This window comes from Patulibacter defluvii (assembly GCF_034096925.1).
Classification (GTDB): Bacteria; Actinomycetota; Thermoleophilia; order Solirubrobacterales; family Solirubrobacteraceae; genus Patulibacter; species Patulibacter defluvii.
This window is the reverse complement of the sequence record NZ_JAWZSQ010000003.1, coordinates 47,984-62,732: the sequence shown is the minus strand read 5'-3', so window position 1 is coordinate 62,732 and position 14,749 is coordinate 47,984. Positions and strand designations below refer to the sequence as shown.

At 74.7% G+C, this 14,749-nt stretch carries 14 protein-coding genes; 6 read left to right on the top strand and 8 right to left on the bottom strand.

Annotated elements, in window-relative coordinates; all coding sequences use genetic code 11:
• Window positions 1–31: 31 nt before the first annotated feature.
• Genes SH587_RS04325 through SH587_RS04315 form a run of 3 tightly spaced genes read left to right on the top strand, consistent with a single transcriptional unit; the run spans window position 32 to window position 4,229 of the window.
• Window positions 32–688, top strand: a complete 657-nt coding sequence (locus SH587_RS04325) for a TetR/AcrR family transcriptional regulator (protein ID WP_320669343.1) — start codon at window positions 32–34, stop codon at window positions 686–688.
• Between the two features lie 11 nt (window positions 689–699).
• Complete coding sequence (locus tag SH587_RS04320) at window positions 700–2,469, top strand: ABC transporter transmembrane domain-containing protein (RefSeq protein ID WP_320669342.1); 1,770 nt, start codon at window positions 700–702, stop codon at window positions 2,467–2,469.
• Window positions 2,466–4,229: an ABC transporter ATP-binding protein gene (locus SH587_RS04315; protein ID WP_320669341.1), complete on the top strand. Its 1,764-nt coding sequence runs from the start codon at window positions 2,466–2,468 to the stop codon at window positions 4,227–4,229. Before SH587_RS04320 ends, SH587_RS04315 begins: the two co-directional genes overlap by 4 nt.
• A gap of 45 nt (window positions 4,230–4,274) precedes the next feature.
• Here SH587_RS04315 and polX read toward each other — a convergent pair whose 3' ends face one another.
• Complete coding sequence (gene polX, locus SH587_RS04310) at window positions 4,275–6,005, bottom strand: DNA polymerase/3'-5' exonuclease PolX (RefSeq protein ID WP_320669340.1); 1,731 nt, start codon at window positions 6,003–6,005, stop codon at window positions 4,275–4,277.
• A 105-nt stretch (window positions 6,006–6,110) separates the two neighbouring features.
• Here polX and SH587_RS04305 point away from each other — a divergent pair, with 105 nt between their 5' ends.
• Entirely contained in the window at window positions 6,111–6,719 is a 609-nt protein-coding gene (locus tag SH587_RS04305; RefSeq protein ID WP_320669339.1) for a TetR/AcrR family transcriptional regulator, read from the top strand.
• Here the strand turns inward: SH587_RS04305 and SH587_RS04300 are convergent.
• Window positions 6,607–7,326 carry a DedA family protein gene (locus SH587_RS04300; RefSeq protein ID WP_320669338.1) on the bottom strand — a complete coding sequence of 240 codons (720 nt, stop codon included), beginning with the start codon at window positions 7,324–7,326 and terminating at the stop codon, window positions 6,607–6,609. The genes SH587_RS04305 and SH587_RS04300 overlap by 113 nt on opposite strands.
• Before the next feature lie 286 nt (window positions 7,327–7,612).
• Between SH587_RS04300 and SH587_RS04295 the strand changes: the two genes are divergently transcribed.
• Both SH587_RS04295 and SH587_RS04290 read left to right on the top strand, forming a co-directional pair.
• Window positions 7,613–8,881, top strand: a complete 1,269-nt coding sequence (locus tag SH587_RS04295; protein WP_320669337.1) for an MFS transporter — start codon at window positions 7,613–7,615, stop codon at window positions 8,879–8,881.
• Between the two features lie 88 nt (window positions 8,882–8,969).
• Window positions 8,970–9,752, top strand: coding sequence for a ribonucleotide-diphosphate reductase subunit beta (locus tag SH587_RS04290; RefSeq protein WP_320669336.1), 783 nt, complete (start codon window positions 8,970–8,972; stop codon window positions 9,750–9,752).
• Window position 9,753: 1 nt separating this feature from the next.
• Here the strand turns inward: SH587_RS04290 and SH587_RS04285 are convergent, their stop codons facing one another.
• From SH587_RS04285 to SH587_RS04260, 6 genes are all read right to left on the bottom strand, one after another.
• Window positions 9,754–11,562 carry an amidohydrolase gene (locus tag SH587_RS04285; protein WP_320669335.1) on the bottom strand — a complete coding sequence of 603 codons (1,809 nt, stop codon included), beginning with the start codon at window positions 11,560–11,562 and terminating at the stop codon, window positions 9,754–9,756.
• Between the two features lie 42 nt (window positions 11,563–11,604).
• Window positions 11,605–12,366 (bottom strand): acyl-ACP thioesterase domain-containing protein, encoded by a 762-nt coding sequence (locus SH587_RS04280; RefSeq protein WP_320669334.1) that lies wholly within the window; start codon window positions 12,364–12,366, stop codon window positions 11,605–11,607.
• Window positions 12,367–12,752: 386 nt separating this feature from the next.
• Window positions 12,753–13,352, bottom strand: coding sequence for a hypothetical protein (locus SH587_RS04275; RefSeq protein WP_320669333.1), 600 nt, complete (start codon window positions 13,350–13,352; stop codon window positions 12,753–12,755).
• A 74-nt stretch (window positions 13,353–13,426) separates the two neighbouring features.
• Window positions 13,427–13,735 (bottom strand): hypothetical protein, encoded by a 309-nt coding sequence (locus SH587_RS04270; RefSeq protein WP_320669332.1) that lies wholly within the window; start codon window positions 13,733–13,735, stop codon window positions 13,427–13,429.
• Window positions 13,736–13,777: 42 nt separating this feature from the next.
• A complete protein-coding gene (locus SH587_RS04265) occupies window positions 13,778–14,245 on the bottom strand; it encodes a hypothetical protein (protein ID WP_320669331.1) in 468 nt (155 codons plus the stop codon).
• A gap of 74 nt (window positions 14,246–14,319) precedes the next feature.
• A complete protein-coding gene (locus SH587_RS04260; protein WP_320669330.1) occupies window positions 14,320–14,748 on the bottom strand; it encodes a hypothetical protein in 429 nt (142 codons plus the stop codon).
• Window position 14,749 lies beyond the last annotated feature (1 nt).

Below are 14,749 nucleotides of genomic sequence, written 5' to 3'. Positions count from 1 at the left end.
CAGGGTTGCATCTGCGTACGGTCGTGTCAAGATGGCGCTCGTGGCGACCACCCGGACCTACGGCGGCCAGACCGCGGACGAGCGCGGCGAGGAGCGGCGCGCGCGGCTGCTGGCCGCGGCGCTCGAGCTGTTCGGCGAGGAGGGCCTGAGCGGGATCGGGGTCCGCTCGGTCAGCGGCCGCGCCGGCCTCGCCACGCGCTACTTCTACGAGAGCTTCGCCAACCGCGAGGCGCTGCTGACCGCGCTCTACGACGCGGTCGCGCGCGAGATCTCCGACGAGATCTTCCGCGCCGCGGCGGCCGCGCCCGACGACGCCCGCAGCAAGGTCCGGGCGGCGATCGAGGGCTGCCTGCGGATCTTCGAGGAGGACCCGCGCAAGGGCCGGATCGTCTTCGCCGACTCGGCCGTCGACCCGTCGCTGGCCGCCGCCCGCGAGACGATGCTCCAGAAGTGGGCCCACCTCAGCCGCCGCCACGGCGAGCGCTTCTACGGCGCCCACGCCGACGACGACGCGGCGCGGGTGGTCAGCCTGATGCTGACCGGCGGCGTCGGCGTGCTCGCCAACTGGTGGCTCGACGACCCGACCCGGGCCCCGCGCGAGACCTTGGTCGAGCAGGCGTCGGCGCTCTACGTCGCGGCCGCCGAGATGGTCTTCGGGCGGCCGCCGGCGGGCAGCGCGTCAGGGTAACCTAACTCGCGATGTCCGCCCCGCTCCCGGGTGCCGTCGACGTCGCGCCTCCTCCCGACCCACCGGTCCGCGGCGCCCACCTGTTCCGTCAGGTCGTGCGCGACGAGCGGCGACGGATCGCGATCAGCGCGGCCGGCGGGATCCTGCACCAGACCACCGAGGCGCTGGTCCCGGTCGTGATCGGCGTCGTCGTCGACCGCGCGATCGCCCCCGGCGACGGCGGCGCGCTGGTGCTGTGGCTGGCGCTGCTGGCGGCGCTGTTCGTCGTCCTGACCCTCGCCTACCGGATCCAGTTCACCGTCGGGATGCGGGCCCGCGAGGAGCGCGAGCACGACCTGCGGCTGCGGCTGACCCGGCGGATCCTCGACCCGGCCGGGATCGCCGTCGGCGGCTCCCACGCGCCGGCCGACGCGGTCGGCTCGACCGGGGCGCTGGTCAACGTCGCCGGCTCCGACGCGCGCGAGACCGCCCAGGGGCTGCAGGGCGTCGTGGTCGGGATCGCCGCCGTCGCCGCGCTCGCCGTCTCGGCCGTCGCGCTGCTGACGATCTCGCTGCCGCTGGGACTGCTGATCCTGCTCGGCACCCCGCCGGTGGTGGTGGCGCTGGCCCTGATCGCGCGGCCGCTGGAACGGCGCAGCGCCGCCCAGCAGGCGCGCGCCGCCGAGGCGGCCAGCGTCGCCAGCGACCTGGTCCGCGGGATCCGCGTCCTGAAGGGGATCGGCGGCGAGCGGGCCGCGGTCGAGCGCTACCGCGGGGCCAGCCAGCGGGCCAAGGACGCGACCCTGCGGGCGGCGGTCGCCGACAGCGTGCTGGAGGGCGCGAACGTCCTGATCGGCGGCGCCTTCCTGGCGCTGGTCGCCTACGTCGGCGGGCGGCTGGCGCTCGACGGCCAGATCTCGATCGGCGACCTGGTAGCCGCGGTCGGCCTGACCCAGTTCCTGATCGGCCCGCTCCAGCGGCTCGGCTGGGCGCTCGGGCTGCTGGCCCAGGCGCGCGGATCGGCCGGCCGGGTGGCGACGGTGCTGGCCGTCCCGCCGGCGGTCGCCGGCGGCAGCGCGCCGCTGCCCCCGGAGCCGGCCGGGGCGCTGCGGGTCGACGGGCTCGACCTCGGTCCCGGCGGGCCGCTGACCTTCCACGTCGCCGCCGGCGAGCAGGTCGGGATCGTCGCCCCCGACCCCGCCGAGGCGACCCGGCTGCTCGACCGGCTGGCCCGCCGCCGCGACCCGCGGGCGGGCACGATCGCGGTCGACGGGACGGCGATCGACGCGCTGCCGGTGGCCGACGCCTACCGGCTGCTGCTGGTCGCCGACCACGACGCCGACCTCTTCGCCGGCAGCGTCGAGGAGAACCTGACCGCCGCCGTCGCCGGGCCGCCGCTGGACGGCGACCGCCGCGCCGCGCTGCTGGCCGCGTCGGGAGCCGACGAGGCGATCGCCGCGCTGCCCGACGGCGCCGACTCCCCCGTCGGCGAGCGCGGCGGACGACTCTCCGGCGGGCAGCGGCAGCGGGTGGCGCTGGCCCGGGCGCTGGCCGCCGACCCGCCGGTGCTCGTGCTCCACGACCCGACGACCGCGGTCGACGCCGTCACCGAGGCCCGGATCGCCACCGGCCTGGCCGCGATCCGCCGCGACCGCACCACGCTGGTGATCGCCACCAGCCCCGCGCTGCTGGCCGCCTGCGACCGGGTGCTGCTGCTGGAGGGCGGACGGATCGCCGCCGCCGGCGCCCACGACGAGCTGGCCCGGACCGTCGACCGCTACCGCGAGGCGGTGCTGCGGTGAGCGCCCCCGAGCTGCTGCCGACCGCGACCCCGCGCGAAGCCCGCCGGACCGTCGCCGCGCTCGCCCGCGACCACCGCGGGCTGGCCGTCGCGACGCTCCTGGTGCTGCTCGGCGCGGCCGCCGTCGGCCTGGTCGTGCCGCCGCTGCTGGGGCGGCTGGTCGACGTGGTCGTCGACGGCGACGGGTCGGGCGCGCTGACCGCGCCGGCGCTGCTGCTGGCCGCGGCGGCGCTCGTCCAGGGCCTGCTCTCCGGGGCCGGCGCCGCGCTGACCGCGCGACTCGGCGAGACGATCCTCGCCCGCCTCCGCGAGCGGGTGGTGGCGCGGGCGCTGGCGATCCCGGTCGCACGGCTGGAGCGGGCCGGGACCGGCGACCTGCTGAGCCGGGTCAGCGGCGACGTCGCGGTCGTCTCGCAGGCGGTCACGTTCGTCTTCCCCGCGATCGCCCGCGCCGGGCTGACGGTCGCACTGACCGTCGTCGGCCTGCTGCTGCTCGACTGGCGGCTGGCGCTGGCCGCGCTGGTGGCGGCGCCGATCCAGCTGCTCGGCCTGCGCTGGTACCTGCGGACGGTGGTGCCGATCTACCGCCGCCAGCGCGAGGCCCAGGGCGAGCGCACCCAGCAGCTGCTCGACGCGGTCGGCGGTGCCGCGACCGCCCGCGCGCTCGGGCTCGGCGCGGGCCGCGAGGAGCGGGTCCGGGCCGGGTCGCAGACCGCGCTCGACGTGGCGATGCTGGCCGTCGCGCGGCTGCGCGGGTTCCTCCACGTGCTCAACGGGGCCGAGCTGCTGGGGCTGTCGGCGGTGCTCGTGACCGGCTTCCTGCTGGTCGACGCCGACGCGATCACCGTCGGCACCGCGACCGCCGGCGCGCTCTACTTCCACCGCGCGTTCGACCCGATCGGCGAGCTGCTGATGCTCTTCGACGACCTCCAGGAGGCGACCGCCGCCGTCGCGCGGCTGGTCGGCGTGGCCGAGCTCGCGCCCGAGCCGGAGCCCGAGCGCCCGGCCCGGCCCGGCGACGGGTCGATCGCGGTCGAGGGCGTCCGCCACGGCTACGTCGACGGCCACCCGGTCCTGCACGGGATCGACCTGCGGGTGGCGGACGGCCACCGGGTGGCCCTGATCGGCACCACCGGCGCGGGCAAGACCACGCTGGCGAAGCTGATCGCCGGCATCCACCGGCCGACCGACGGCGACGTCCGGATCGGCGGCGCGCGGCTCGAGGAACTCGGCGCCGACGGGGCCCGGCGGACGGTCGCGCTGGTCACCCAGGAGGTCCACGTCTTCGCCGGGACGCTCGCCGACGACCTGCGGCTGGCCGCGCCCGAGGCCGACGAGCCGCGGCTGTGGTCGGCGCTCGACCAGGTCGGGGCCGCCGACTGGGTGCGGGCGCTGCCCGACGGGCTCGCGACCGTCGTCGGCGAGGGCGGCCAGCGGCTGACGGCGACCCAGTCGCAGCAGCTGGCGCTGGCGCGGGTGGTGCTGCGCGACCCACCGGTGGTGCTGCTGGACGAGGCGACGGCCGAGGCCGGCAGCGCCGGCGCCCGGACGCTGGAGGCCGCCGCCGACCGGGCGCTGGCCGGCCGCACCGCGCTGGTCGTCGCCCACCGGCTGACCCAGGCGGCGAGCGCCGACCGGATCGTGGTGCTCGAGGCCGGCCGGGTGGTCGAGGAGGGCGCTCACGACGAGCTGCTGGCCCGCGGCGGCCGCTACGCGCGCCTGTGGAGCGCCTGGTCCGCCCCCCGCTCGCGTGGCGGTTGACCCCCGGCGTCCGGGGCCGATCCGCCACGCGAGAGCTTCGACGGCCTAGCGGCCGCCCTTGCGCAGCGCCCGCAGCTCGGGCCAGGGGCGCGTGTTCGCGACGTCGGCGGCCGACAGCCAGGCGCGGCGAGCGGTCGCCACGCCCCAGCGGGTGTTGGTCAGCGTGTCGGTGCGGTGGGCGTCGGAGTCGATCGTCAGCAGCACCCCGGCGTCGCGCGCCGCGCGGGCGTGGACGTCGTTGAGGTCGCGGCGGCGCGGCGAGCCGTTGATCTCCAGGAAGGTGCCGGTCCGCTTGGCCGCCGCGATCACCGCGTCGACGTCGAGGTCGTAGGGGAACCGCTCCTCCAGCTTGCGGCCGGTCGGGTGGCCGATCACGTCGACCAGCGGGTGCTCGCAGGCGGCGACGATCCGGGCGGTCGGGTCGCTGGTGAAGGCGGTGTGGACCGAGGCGACGATCCAGTCCAGCTCGGCCAGCAGCTCGTCGTCGTAGTCGAGCGAGCCGTCGACGCCGATGTTCACCTCGCTGCCGGCGAGGACGGTGATCCCCTCCAGCTCGTCGTCGACCGCGCGGACCTCGGCGATCAGCTCCCGCAGCCGCTCGGGCGAGACCGCGTTGCCGAACCCGTGCGACGCCGAGTGGTCGGTGATCGCCACGTAGTCGAGCCCGAGCGCCCGCGCCGCCTCCGCCATCTCGCGCACGCTGGCGGTGCCGTCGCTGGCGGTGGTGTGCATGTGCAGGTCGCCGCGCAGGTCGCCCGGCTCGATCAGCGGCGGCAGCTCGGACAGCTGCAGCTCGCCGCGGTCCTCGCGCAGCTCCGGCGGGATCCACGGCAGCCCGAGCCGCGCGTAGACGTCCTCCTCGCGCGCGAACCGCTCGCTCTGGCCGGTCTCGTCGTCGAGGATCCCGTACTCGGAGACGTGCAGCCCGCGGCGGACCGCCGCCTCGCGGATCGCGACGTTGTGGGCCTTCGAGCCGGTGAAGTGCTGGAGCAGGTTGCCGAACTGCTCGGGAGCGACCACCCGCAGGTCGATCGCGATCCCCGACTGGGCGACGGCGTGGGCCCCGGCGACGCCCGAGCGCTCGACCTCGGCGATCAGCTCGGAGCCGGCGAAGGCGTCGATCAGCGCCCGCGGATCGTCGGCGGTGGCGATGATGTCGAGGTCCTTGACCGTGTCGGCCCAGCGGCGGGCGGAGCCGGCCAGCTCGACCCGGTCGCTGGACGGGTGGGCGCGCAGCTCCTCGACCAGCGCCTCGCCGACGGCCAGCGCCCGCGACAGGATCTCGCGCTTGGGCCCGTCGACCGCGTCGCCGGCGGCGTCGAGCGCGGCCAGCAGCTTCTCCTCGCTCTTGGCCCCGAACCCGGCCAGGTCGCGGACCTTGTGCTGCTCGATCGCCGTCCGCAGCGCCTGCGGGCCGTCGACCCCGAGCGCGTCGAACAGCTTGCGGGCCCGCTTCGGCCCCAGTCCCGGCAGCCGGGTGATCACGATCAGGCCGGCCGGCACCCGCCCGCGCAGCTTCTCCAGCGCCGGGATCGTGCCGGTCTCGATCAGCGCGGTCAGCTTCTCCTCCAGCGTCTTGCCGACGCCGGCCAGCTCGGTGACCGTGCCCTCGCGGGTCATCGCCGCCACCGACCGCGGCGCGTCGCGGATCGCCTTCGCCGCGTTGCGGTAGGCGAGCACGCGGTGGACCACCGCACCGTCCAGCTCGTAGAGGTCGCCGAGCTCGTCCAGCAGCTCGGCGATCGCGGCGTTCGAGGGATCCTTCGCGGCGGCCATGGCTGGGTGCGAGGCTAGCGCCTGCTCCACACGGCCCGAGCGCGGCGGCCGGCGTGCGCCGCGGTGGTGGGGTCGTGGCGCGCCAGGACTGGGATACTGGGACCGATGTCCGGGGCACCTCGTACCCGCCTGACCTTCGCCGAGCGTCGGGCCGAGATCCTCGACGCGGCCGCCCGCGTGATCGTCGCCCAGGGTCTGCACGCCTTCCGGATCCGCGACGTCGCCGACGAGGCCGGGGTCTCGCAGCCGCTCGTCTCGACCCACTTCCGCTCGCGCGAGGAGCTGATCCTCGAGGCGTTCGTGCGCGCCGACGAGCGCTCGCTGCAGGCGCTCCAGGCCGAGGACGACGCCGACGCGCCCGGTCGCGCGCGGCTGACGACGTTCCTCCACGGCTGCGTCCGCGCCGACGCCGAGCCGGACGACGGCCTCGAGCTGTGGCACCAGGTCTGGACCCACGCGACCTTCTCGACCGTGATCCACGAGGCGGTCCGGACCCGCCAGGCGGCCTGGATCACCCACGTCGCCGGCCTGATCGAGGCCGGTCAGGCCGACGGCAGCATCGCCGACGGCGTCGACCGCGAGCGGGTCGCGCTGTTCCTGATCACCGTGGTCGACGGGCTGGCGCCGTCGCTGCGGTCGAGCCTGATCGATCGGGCGCAGGCGGCGAGCGTCGTCGACGACGGGGTCGACGCGATGCTGGGGCCGGCGGCGTAGCGGTCGTCCGCCGGCGGCGCGCGGCGCGGTGGCGCGCCAGCTCGATCGCCCCGGCCAGCAGCAGCGAGAGCCCGAACCCGAGCGCCAGCCCCTTCAGCGGCTGGTCCTCGAAGGCGTGGCCGCCGAGGTAGCCGATCATCGCGCTGTAGACGCCCCACGAGAGCGCGGCGACCGCGACGAAGGGGGTGAACGTCCGCCGCGGGTAGGCGACGGCACCGGCGGTCAGGGTCACCGCCGTCCGGCCGCCCGGGATGTAGCGGGCGACGATCAGGATCGTGCCGCCCCGTTGCACCAGCGTGTCGCGGGCCCAGAGGAAGGCCGCGTGGCGGCGGGTGCCCTCCCGCAGCCGCCGCTGGAGCGGACCACCGGCCTTGCGGCCGATCAGGTACGAGAGGTGGTCACCCACGAACGCGCCGCCGGCCGCCGCCGCGATCACCGGCACGATGCTCGGCTCGCCCGCGGCGGCGAAGACGCCGGCGGTGATCACCAGGCTCTCGCTGGGGACGGCGGGCAGGAAGCCGTCGATCGCCGCGAAGGCGAAGATCGCGACGAAGAACCAGGGCGACGAGACGGCGCCCTCGGCCAGGTCGAGCAGGTCGTCGATCACGGGGCGGCGGCCGGCGCGGCGTGGGGGGACGGGACCACGCCATCGACGGTACGGCGCGGCTTCGGCGCTGTCGTCGACCGGAAGGGTGAAGCGGCTCCCCCGCGGCTCCGCCGGAAGTCGCACGGCCCCCCGGGGAGCGGTCGGGGTCGGTCCCCGACGACGGTCGCGGGTCGGCCGCCGCGCGCGCTGCCGGTCCGGATATTCCGCACACTAAGTAATGATACGATCATCAATACCAGTCGCCCCTGGCCGCGGATTCCCTGCGCGCCCGCTCCGGCGATCGCTCATGTCCGACCTGCTGCTGCACCCCCCGCGCTCCGGCGCCCCCGTCCCGACCACCCTCGCGACCCCGGCTCCTGCCCCTGCCCCGACCCCGGCCTCGCCGGTGGCCGCGGCGCTGCGCGCGCCCGGCGTGGCGCGGCTGCTGGCGCTGTCGCTGGTGGCCCGGGCCCCCGAGGCGGTGCTCGGACTGCTCTTCATCCTGCGGGTCCGCGACCTCGGCGGCAGCTACGCGCTCGGCGGCGCGGTGGCGGCGGCCGGCGCGCTCGGCATCGCGGCCGGCGCCCCGCTGCTCGGCCGCGCGATCGACCGCCGCGGCCAGCTGCTGGTGCTGACCGTCAGCGCGGTCGTCGCCGCCGCCACGCTGCTCGCCGCCGGCCTGCTGCCGGCGGGGACCTCGCCGCTGGCGCTGCTGCCGCTGGCCGTGATCGGCGGCGCCGCCCAGCCCCCGGTCGCCGCCTGCCTGCGGACGCTCTTCCGGCGGATGCTGCCCGACCCCGACGTCCGCCACGCGGCGCTGGCGGTCGAGGCCTCGCTGCAGGAGCTGTCGTTCATGGTCGGGCCGCTGGTCTTCGTCAGCCTGGTGGCGGCCCACGACCCGGCGCTCGGCATGGTCTTCGCGGCCGCCGCGCTGCTGCTGTCGACGCTGGCCTTCGCCGGCTCGCGGCCGTCGCGGACGATGCCCGCCCTGCGCAGCGCCGGCAGCCGCGGCGGCGCGCTGCGGTCGCCCGCGATCCGGACGCTGCTGGCCGTCGGCCTCGGCGTCGGCGCCACCTTCGGCGCGGCCGAGGTGACGATCACCGCCGCCGCCGAGCACGCGGGCGGCGCCGGCACGGTCGGCCTGCTGCTGGCCGCCTACGGCACCGGCAGCCTGATCGCCGGCCTCTACGCCGCCAGCCGCGGCGCGTCGCCGCACCCGATCCGGACGCTGACCGTGCTGCTGGTGGCGGCGGCCGCCGGCCACGGGCTGCTGGCGGTGACGGCCGGCAACCTGTGGGCGCTCGGCGGCGCGCTGATGCTGGCCGGCGCGGCGGTCGCCCCGCTGTTCGCCGTCGTCTACGCGCTGACCGGCGAGCTGGCCGCCAAGGGCACGACGACCGAGGCCTACACCTGGCTCGGCAGCGGGATCTTCGCCGGCGCCGGCCTCGGCTCGGCGCTCGGCGGGGTCCTGATCGACGGGCTCGGCGTGGCGTCGGCGTTCGCGCTCGCCGCCGCGACCACGGCCGCCGCCGCGCTCGTGGTCTGGCTCGCCGCCGACAGCCTGCGGGCGTCGTAGGCCGTACCGCGGCCGCCCCGCTGCGACGTTCCGGTCGCTGACCGACCGGAACGTCACAGCCGGCGGGCGGACGCGCGATGATCGACCGGTGAGCACCGTCCGCACCCGGCTGCCCGACCCGCAGCGCCTGCTGGCGATCTCGGCCCGCGGCGCCTGGGATCCGGAGGCGATCGACCTGACCGCCGACCGGGCGGCCTGGCCGGGGCTGCCCGAGGACGTCCGCCGGCGGACGCTCGGCCTGCTGGCCGGGTTCCTGGTCGGCGAGCGGGCGGTCGCCGAGCACCTGGCGCCGTTCGCCCCGGTGGCCGACGATCCCGGTCTGACCGAGGTGCTGCGGGCGCAGGCGCGCGAGGAGCAGCGGCACGCGCGGGCGCTGGAGCGGCTGTGGTCGGCGCTGGCCGCTCCCGCGCAGGATCCGCGACCGCTGCTCGACCCGGCCTTCGTGGCGCTCTTCGAGCAGCGGCTGCCGGCGGTCGCGGCGACGCTCGACGCGGCGGGGCTGGGCGCGGCGGTCGCGCTCTACCACGGGCTGCTGGAGGGCGTGGTGTTCGTCGCCGGCCAGCACGCGCTGGTCGACCTGGCGGCGGAGCACGGCCTGGAGGGCGTGCGCGAGAGCTTCGAGCGGATCCAGCGCGACGAGCGCTGGCACGTGTCGCTGGGGATGCGGATCCTGGTCGACCGAGCCGACGGAGCGGCGCTGGCCCGGCGGCTGGCCGGCGAGGCGCCGGCGGCGGTGGCCGCCTGGGGCGACCTGGTCGAGCCGTCGCTGCGGGCCGACGTGCTGCGGGCGCTGGAGCGGCGCCTGCGAACGGTCGGCCTGGGGGAGCGGCCCGGCGACGCGCGCGCCGCCGGGCCTGGATCGGAAGCCTGAGCTACTTGGCCTGGTAGACGACGCGTCCGCCGACCATCGTCTCCAGCACCTTCGTCTCGCTGATCTTGGCCGGGTCGACCCGCACCGGATCGCGGTCGATCACGACCAGGTCGGCGAGCTTGCCGCGCTCCAGCGAGCCGGTCTTGCGCTCCTGGTTCATCGCGTAGGCGCTGTTGTAGGTGATCGCCCGCAGCGCCTCCTTGGCCGGCAGGCCGGGGTCGCTGTTGAGGCGGCCCTTGTAGCCGCTGTCCGGCTCGTTGCGGCGGGTGATGCCGACCTCGATCGCGAACCACTCGTTGAGCGCGTCGACCGGCCAGTCGCTGCCGTAGGAGATCCGGGCGCCGGCGCGGTACAGGCGGCCCTCGGGCTCGATGTGGTCGAAGCGGGTCGGGCCCATGAAGGCCTTGGCCGCCTCGATCGAGTCGGGAGCCGGCTTGCCCCACTGGAACGACATCACCGGGGTCACGTCGAGCTTCTTGAAGCGGCCGCGGTCGGCCGGGTCGACGACCTCGGCGTGCGAGATCGAGAGCCGGGCCTTGCGCGGACCGTAGCTCTTGCGGACCTGGCCGTAGACGTCGAGCGTGTGGCGGACGGCGCGGTCGCCGATCGCGTGGATCTGGGGCGTGAAGCCGTTCTTGACCAGCTCGGTCACCAGCGGCTGGAGGACCGCGGTCGGGTAGTAGGGGGCGGGGCCGGCGTCGCTGGTCGCGCCGCCGTGGGCGTCGAAGTACGGCGCCAGCATGCTGGCGGTGTGGGCCGGGGCCTGGAGGACGCCGTCCTGCGACAGCTCGCCGGTGTCGCGGACGCGGATGCCGGGCTTGCGGCCGACGGCGCCGGTCTCGTAGGTCTTGCGCAGCCCGAGCAGCCGGGCGACGCCGTCCTTGATGCTCTTCTGGGCCTCGACGAACGGGATGTTGGGCGTGGCGTTGACGCGGACGGTGAGCTTGCCGCGGCGCCAGAGCGTGCGGTAGGCGGCGAGCGCGGGGGCACCGGCGCCCTGGTCGGCGACCGAGGTGACTCCCTGGCGGCTGAGGGCCTGGACGGCGGCGGTCATCGCCTCCAGGTCGTCGGCGGCGGTCGGGGCGGGGATCAGGGTCCGGACGAGGCCCTGGGCGGAATCCTCGAGGATGCCGGTCGGCTCGCCGGCGCCGTCGCGGGCGATGTGGCCGGCGGGCGGATCGGCGGTGGCGGCGGTGATGTTGGCCGCGGCCAGGGCCTTCGAGCTGGCGACCGAGCTGTGGCCGTCGGTCGACTGCACGATCACGACCCGGTCGGTCTTCAGCGCGTCGAGCGTGGCGCGCGTGGCGTCGGTGCCAGCCGGCTTCATCGCCTGCCGGTACCAGCCGACGACGACCATCGGCCGCGAGGCGGGGACGTCCTTCTCCTTGTCGAGGCAGGCCTGGATCTGGGCCTGGAACTCGGCGGTGGTGAGGCCCGCGTACTGCAGGTCGCAGCGGACGAGGGCCTGGCCGCCGGAGAGCACGTGGGCGTGGGCGTCGTGGAGGCCGGGGACGACGGTCCGGCCGCGCAGCTGTCGAACGCGGGTCTTGCGCCCGATGTAGGCGCGGACGCCCTTGTCGGAGCCGACGTAGACGATCCGGCCGTCGCGGATGGCGAGCGCCTGGGCGACCCGGTCCTTGGCGTCGACGGTGCGGATGGTGCCGCCGCGCAGGACGGTGTCGGCGGGGCGCGGAGCCGCGTCGGCCGCGGGGGCGGCGAGCAGGACGCAGGCGGCGAGCGAGCCGAGCGTGCCCGCGGCGACGCGACCGCGGCCGAGGCGGCCCGCGGCGGTCGGGTGGTCTTGGGTCATGGAAGACGTATAGCCGACCCGCGACCAGTTGTTGAAAATCTTTCAGGAAGTCGTCGGGGACGGGGGGGCCGCGGGGCCGATCGGGCGCACGAGGAAGGAGGAGCAGCAGCGGCCGGCGGGATCCTCGATCCAGGTTCGGTCGCCGGAGCGGCGGACGACGGCGGGACCGGCACCGGTGGCGTCGTGGTGCTCGATCTCGGCCTCGAGCAGGGCGTCGGGCGAGAGGTCGCGGAGGTCCTCCTCGACGGCCTGCCAGTAGGCGGCGTTGTTGACGTGGCCGGCGATGTCGAGGTCGGCGGTCCGGAAGTGCCAGCCGCTGCGGGAGGCGTCGTCCGGGACAGGCGGGTGGGTCAGGCGGACGCGGACCCGGCGACCCTCGGTGGAGGGCCCGAAGACGGCGCGCATCTCGGCCGGGTTGGGGCGCGGGCGCCAGCTGACGGGGTCGACGGAGACCCAGAGCGTGGCGGCCTCCACGACGGCGCCGTGCTCGCCCCGGATGGCCGTGCGCCACTCGGCCGAGAGCCCGGAGGCGCCAGAGCACGCGGTGCGGAGCTCGAGGACCTCACCGAAGCGCGGGAACCGCTCGATCCGGATCCGCGTCCGCCGCGCGATCCACGCCGCATCATGAGCGACCCCCGCATCGACCACGTCGCAGAAGGCCAGGTGCTGCAACCACGACGCGATCGCATCCAACCGTGATCGCCCCAGCGGCGTGACGTCCCCGTGCGTGACCCGCAGCTGCTGCCGGTAGACGCGGCCCACGGTCGGGAAGGGCACCAGGGCGTCGTCGGGCAGCGCGTGCATCGTCGGACGACGGTAGGGCCGGGTGGTGGCGGGGTGCGGGTCACGAGGGTGAAGGGCCCCCGGGTGGGTGGGCTAAGGCCCACCGTCGCTACGCCATTCGGCTGGGATCGCGTGCCGAGCCTCGTCCAATCGCCAACCGGAAGGCATCGCGTCCGGGTCGCTCCAAACACCGCCCGCCGAAAGCCACGCGTCCCGCTGCCGAAGCACAGCCGCTAGCGTCGCGTCCTGGTGGCCGAACTCGGTGCCGCAACAGGGGCAGTACTCGTAGGTCGGAGTCCGCCCGTCCCCACCCCAAGGAGCAGGCGACTGCGCCAGCCCACAAACTCGGCAGCGAGCGCTCGCGTCAGCGTGCATCCAAGTGATCCGGTTCGTCGGGCGGCCGGGCGTCAGCTGGATCCGGCTTGAACATCGTCCTCGGTGCCAATCGGTTCGAGCCGCACGCGAATCCCCAACCGAACCAACCGCCGCTCAGCGTCCGCCCTCGACAACGTTGCCCTCACGATCGTGACGTCCGAGCGATCCGGGTCCGGGGACAGCAGGATGCCGTCGTTGCCACGCCACACCAGAAGCGGTCCCGCGGCTACGCGTCGGCGCGGCCGCGCTCGCGAACCAAGCGCATCCCACACAGTCGTGATGGGCGCGGCCAGTGTGCCCACGCGATCCCACTCCTCGTTGGCGTCGTCCGTGTGACGCAGCTTCCATGGACGAAGGTGCGGCGGAATCAGGCGGTGAGGGCGACCCGTCAGCAAGATCGCGAACCACGACCCGCTGCCCGCGACCAACGTCAGAGCGACCATCCAGTTGGCAGCCGGCGAATCAATGACCGCCACCACCCATGGGCCAGCAATGACCGCCGTGAACACGACCAAGCCGAACGGTGCCGCCTGTCGATACTGCCGCTCCGACAAGAACCCTCGCGTGTCAGGGATCGGGGCCTCCGGGTCGCGCCAGATTCGTACTACCGCGCGCCCGCCGACGACGAGCACGGCGAGCAGCGCTATCGACCCTCCAACGGCGGGCCAAGGCATTCCGAGGATGGCCATCGTTTGGCGCACACTAGTCAGCGAACATGCCCTACTCCGACGGTTCGAAACCCCTCACGGACCTCGAATCGCTGACCCGCAACGGCTAGAACGCCGTCCAGATCATCGCCGTCGACGGGGCGCATGACCACGGCTACTTCTCGATCAAAGACGATCGTGTCATCACCCCCGGATCCGGGGAAATCGAACTCGAAGTCCCGGAGCGTCTCCTCGCCGTCGTCGGCAGTGGAACCGAACCACACGGTCGAGCGGTAACCGCTTGCCGGCGGGCGCAAACGCCCCCCCTTCTCGGCAGGAACGAAAGCAACGAATGCCAAGATCTCCACGTCGCTACTTTCCGATGGGCGCCGCGGGAAGGGAGCGAACCGTCATTCGAACGATTGGGCGCGTTCTGGTCGTACTTCTCCCTCGCTGCCTTGAGACCCCGCATCGCCGTCCGCGCCGAGGCGCTCAGTCGCCACACGGCGAGCCTCATTCCAGGGATCGTCCGCGAGTCGCAGGAGTGCCGCTCGAGGAGCACGACTATTCCTCGCAACCCGCAAGCGAACGCCTTCGTCGGGGTCCTGCGCGAGGGCTTCCAACACGAGCGCAGGAGTGGCGCGCCGCATAGCCACCGCCCCACGAACGCGCGCGTCGTCGTCGCTGGCCAGCGTCTCCAGGATCTCGCTCGGGACGGTCTTGTTGTGCGCCACCCAGGAGCGCATCGCAGGGAACCGCCGTATGACGTCCGTCCATACCGTGATCGCAGCCTCGTCATGGGTCGCGCGGCGCTGATCCGCGGCGTCGTCGCTTGTCCTCAACCTCACGAACTGCTCAGCCGATTCGATCATCGGCATCTCAACTCTTGCCACGGGATGAAGCTCCCGTTGCGGCGTCGTTCATCTTTTCGTAGTCACGGTCACGGTCGACGTCACCCCGCGTCCTCCTGCCTGGTCCTGCGGGCGTTCCCGCTCCGCACCGCCGCGACGAAGTCACTGCCGCGCATGACGTGACCATGGTCGTCGTCCACCACGCACGACACGCCGAGCAGGACGTCCGCGAGATACTCATCAGCGATGTCGTGCTCGTGAGCGTCGATGACGATCTGCTTGAGCTTCCCAGCCAGGTCGGATGCGAGCAGAGGCACGTCGTCGCCGGCCGGGCCTTTGGTGACGTACAGGCGCGAAGCACCTGTCTCGATCGCCATCTCCGGCGGTCGACCGTGGAGCTTGACGTCGGGACGTTCGACTGCCGCGAGGATGTTCGCCCAGAAGCGTTCGCTCTCTGCCGTATTGACCATTCTGCTGTCCATCATCCGCCTCCGCGCCAGGCCGATCGGTGTCGCCGGCAACCACAGCATG

What these genes read in the sequence shown, in the direction of transcription:
- SH587_RS04325 (WP_320669343.1), top strand. Translation starts at nt 32, where the DNA reads ATGGCGCTCGTGGCGACCACCCGGACCTACGGCGGCCAGACCGCGGAC.
- SH587_RS04320 (WP_320669342.1), top strand. Translation starts at nt 700, where the DNA reads ATGTCCGCCCCGCTCCCGGGTGCCGTCGACGTCGCGCCTCCTCCCGAC.
- polX (WP_320669340.1), bottom strand. Translation starts at nt 6,005, where the DNA reads ATGGCCGCCGCGAAGGATCCCTCGAACGCCGCGATCGCCGAGCTGCTG.
- SH587_RS04305 (WP_320669339.1), top strand. Translation starts at nt 6,111, where the DNA reads ATGTCCGGGGCACCTCGTACCCGCCTGACCTTCGCCGAGCGTCGGGCC.
- SH587_RS04295 (WP_320669337.1), top strand. Translation starts at nt 7,613, where the DNA reads ATGTCCGACCTGCTGCTGCACCCCCCGCGCTCCGGCGCCCCCGTCCCG.
- SH587_RS04285 (WP_320669335.1), bottom strand. Translation starts at nt 11,562, where the DNA reads ATGACCCAAGACCACCCGACCGCCGCGGGCCGCCTCGGCCGCGGTCGC.
- SH587_RS04280 (WP_320669334.1), bottom strand. Translation starts at nt 12,366, where the DNA reads ATGCACGCGCTGCCCGACGACGCCCTGGTGCCCTTCCCGACCGTGGGC.
- SH587_RS04265 (WP_320669331.1), bottom strand. Translation starts at nt 14,245, where the DNA reads ATGCCGATGATCGAATCGGCTGAGCAGTTCGTGAGGTTGAGGACAAGC.
- SH587_RS04260 (WP_320669330.1), bottom strand. Translation starts at nt 14,748, where the DNA reads ATGCTGTGGTTGCCGGCGACACCGATCGGCCTGGCGCGGAGGCGGATG.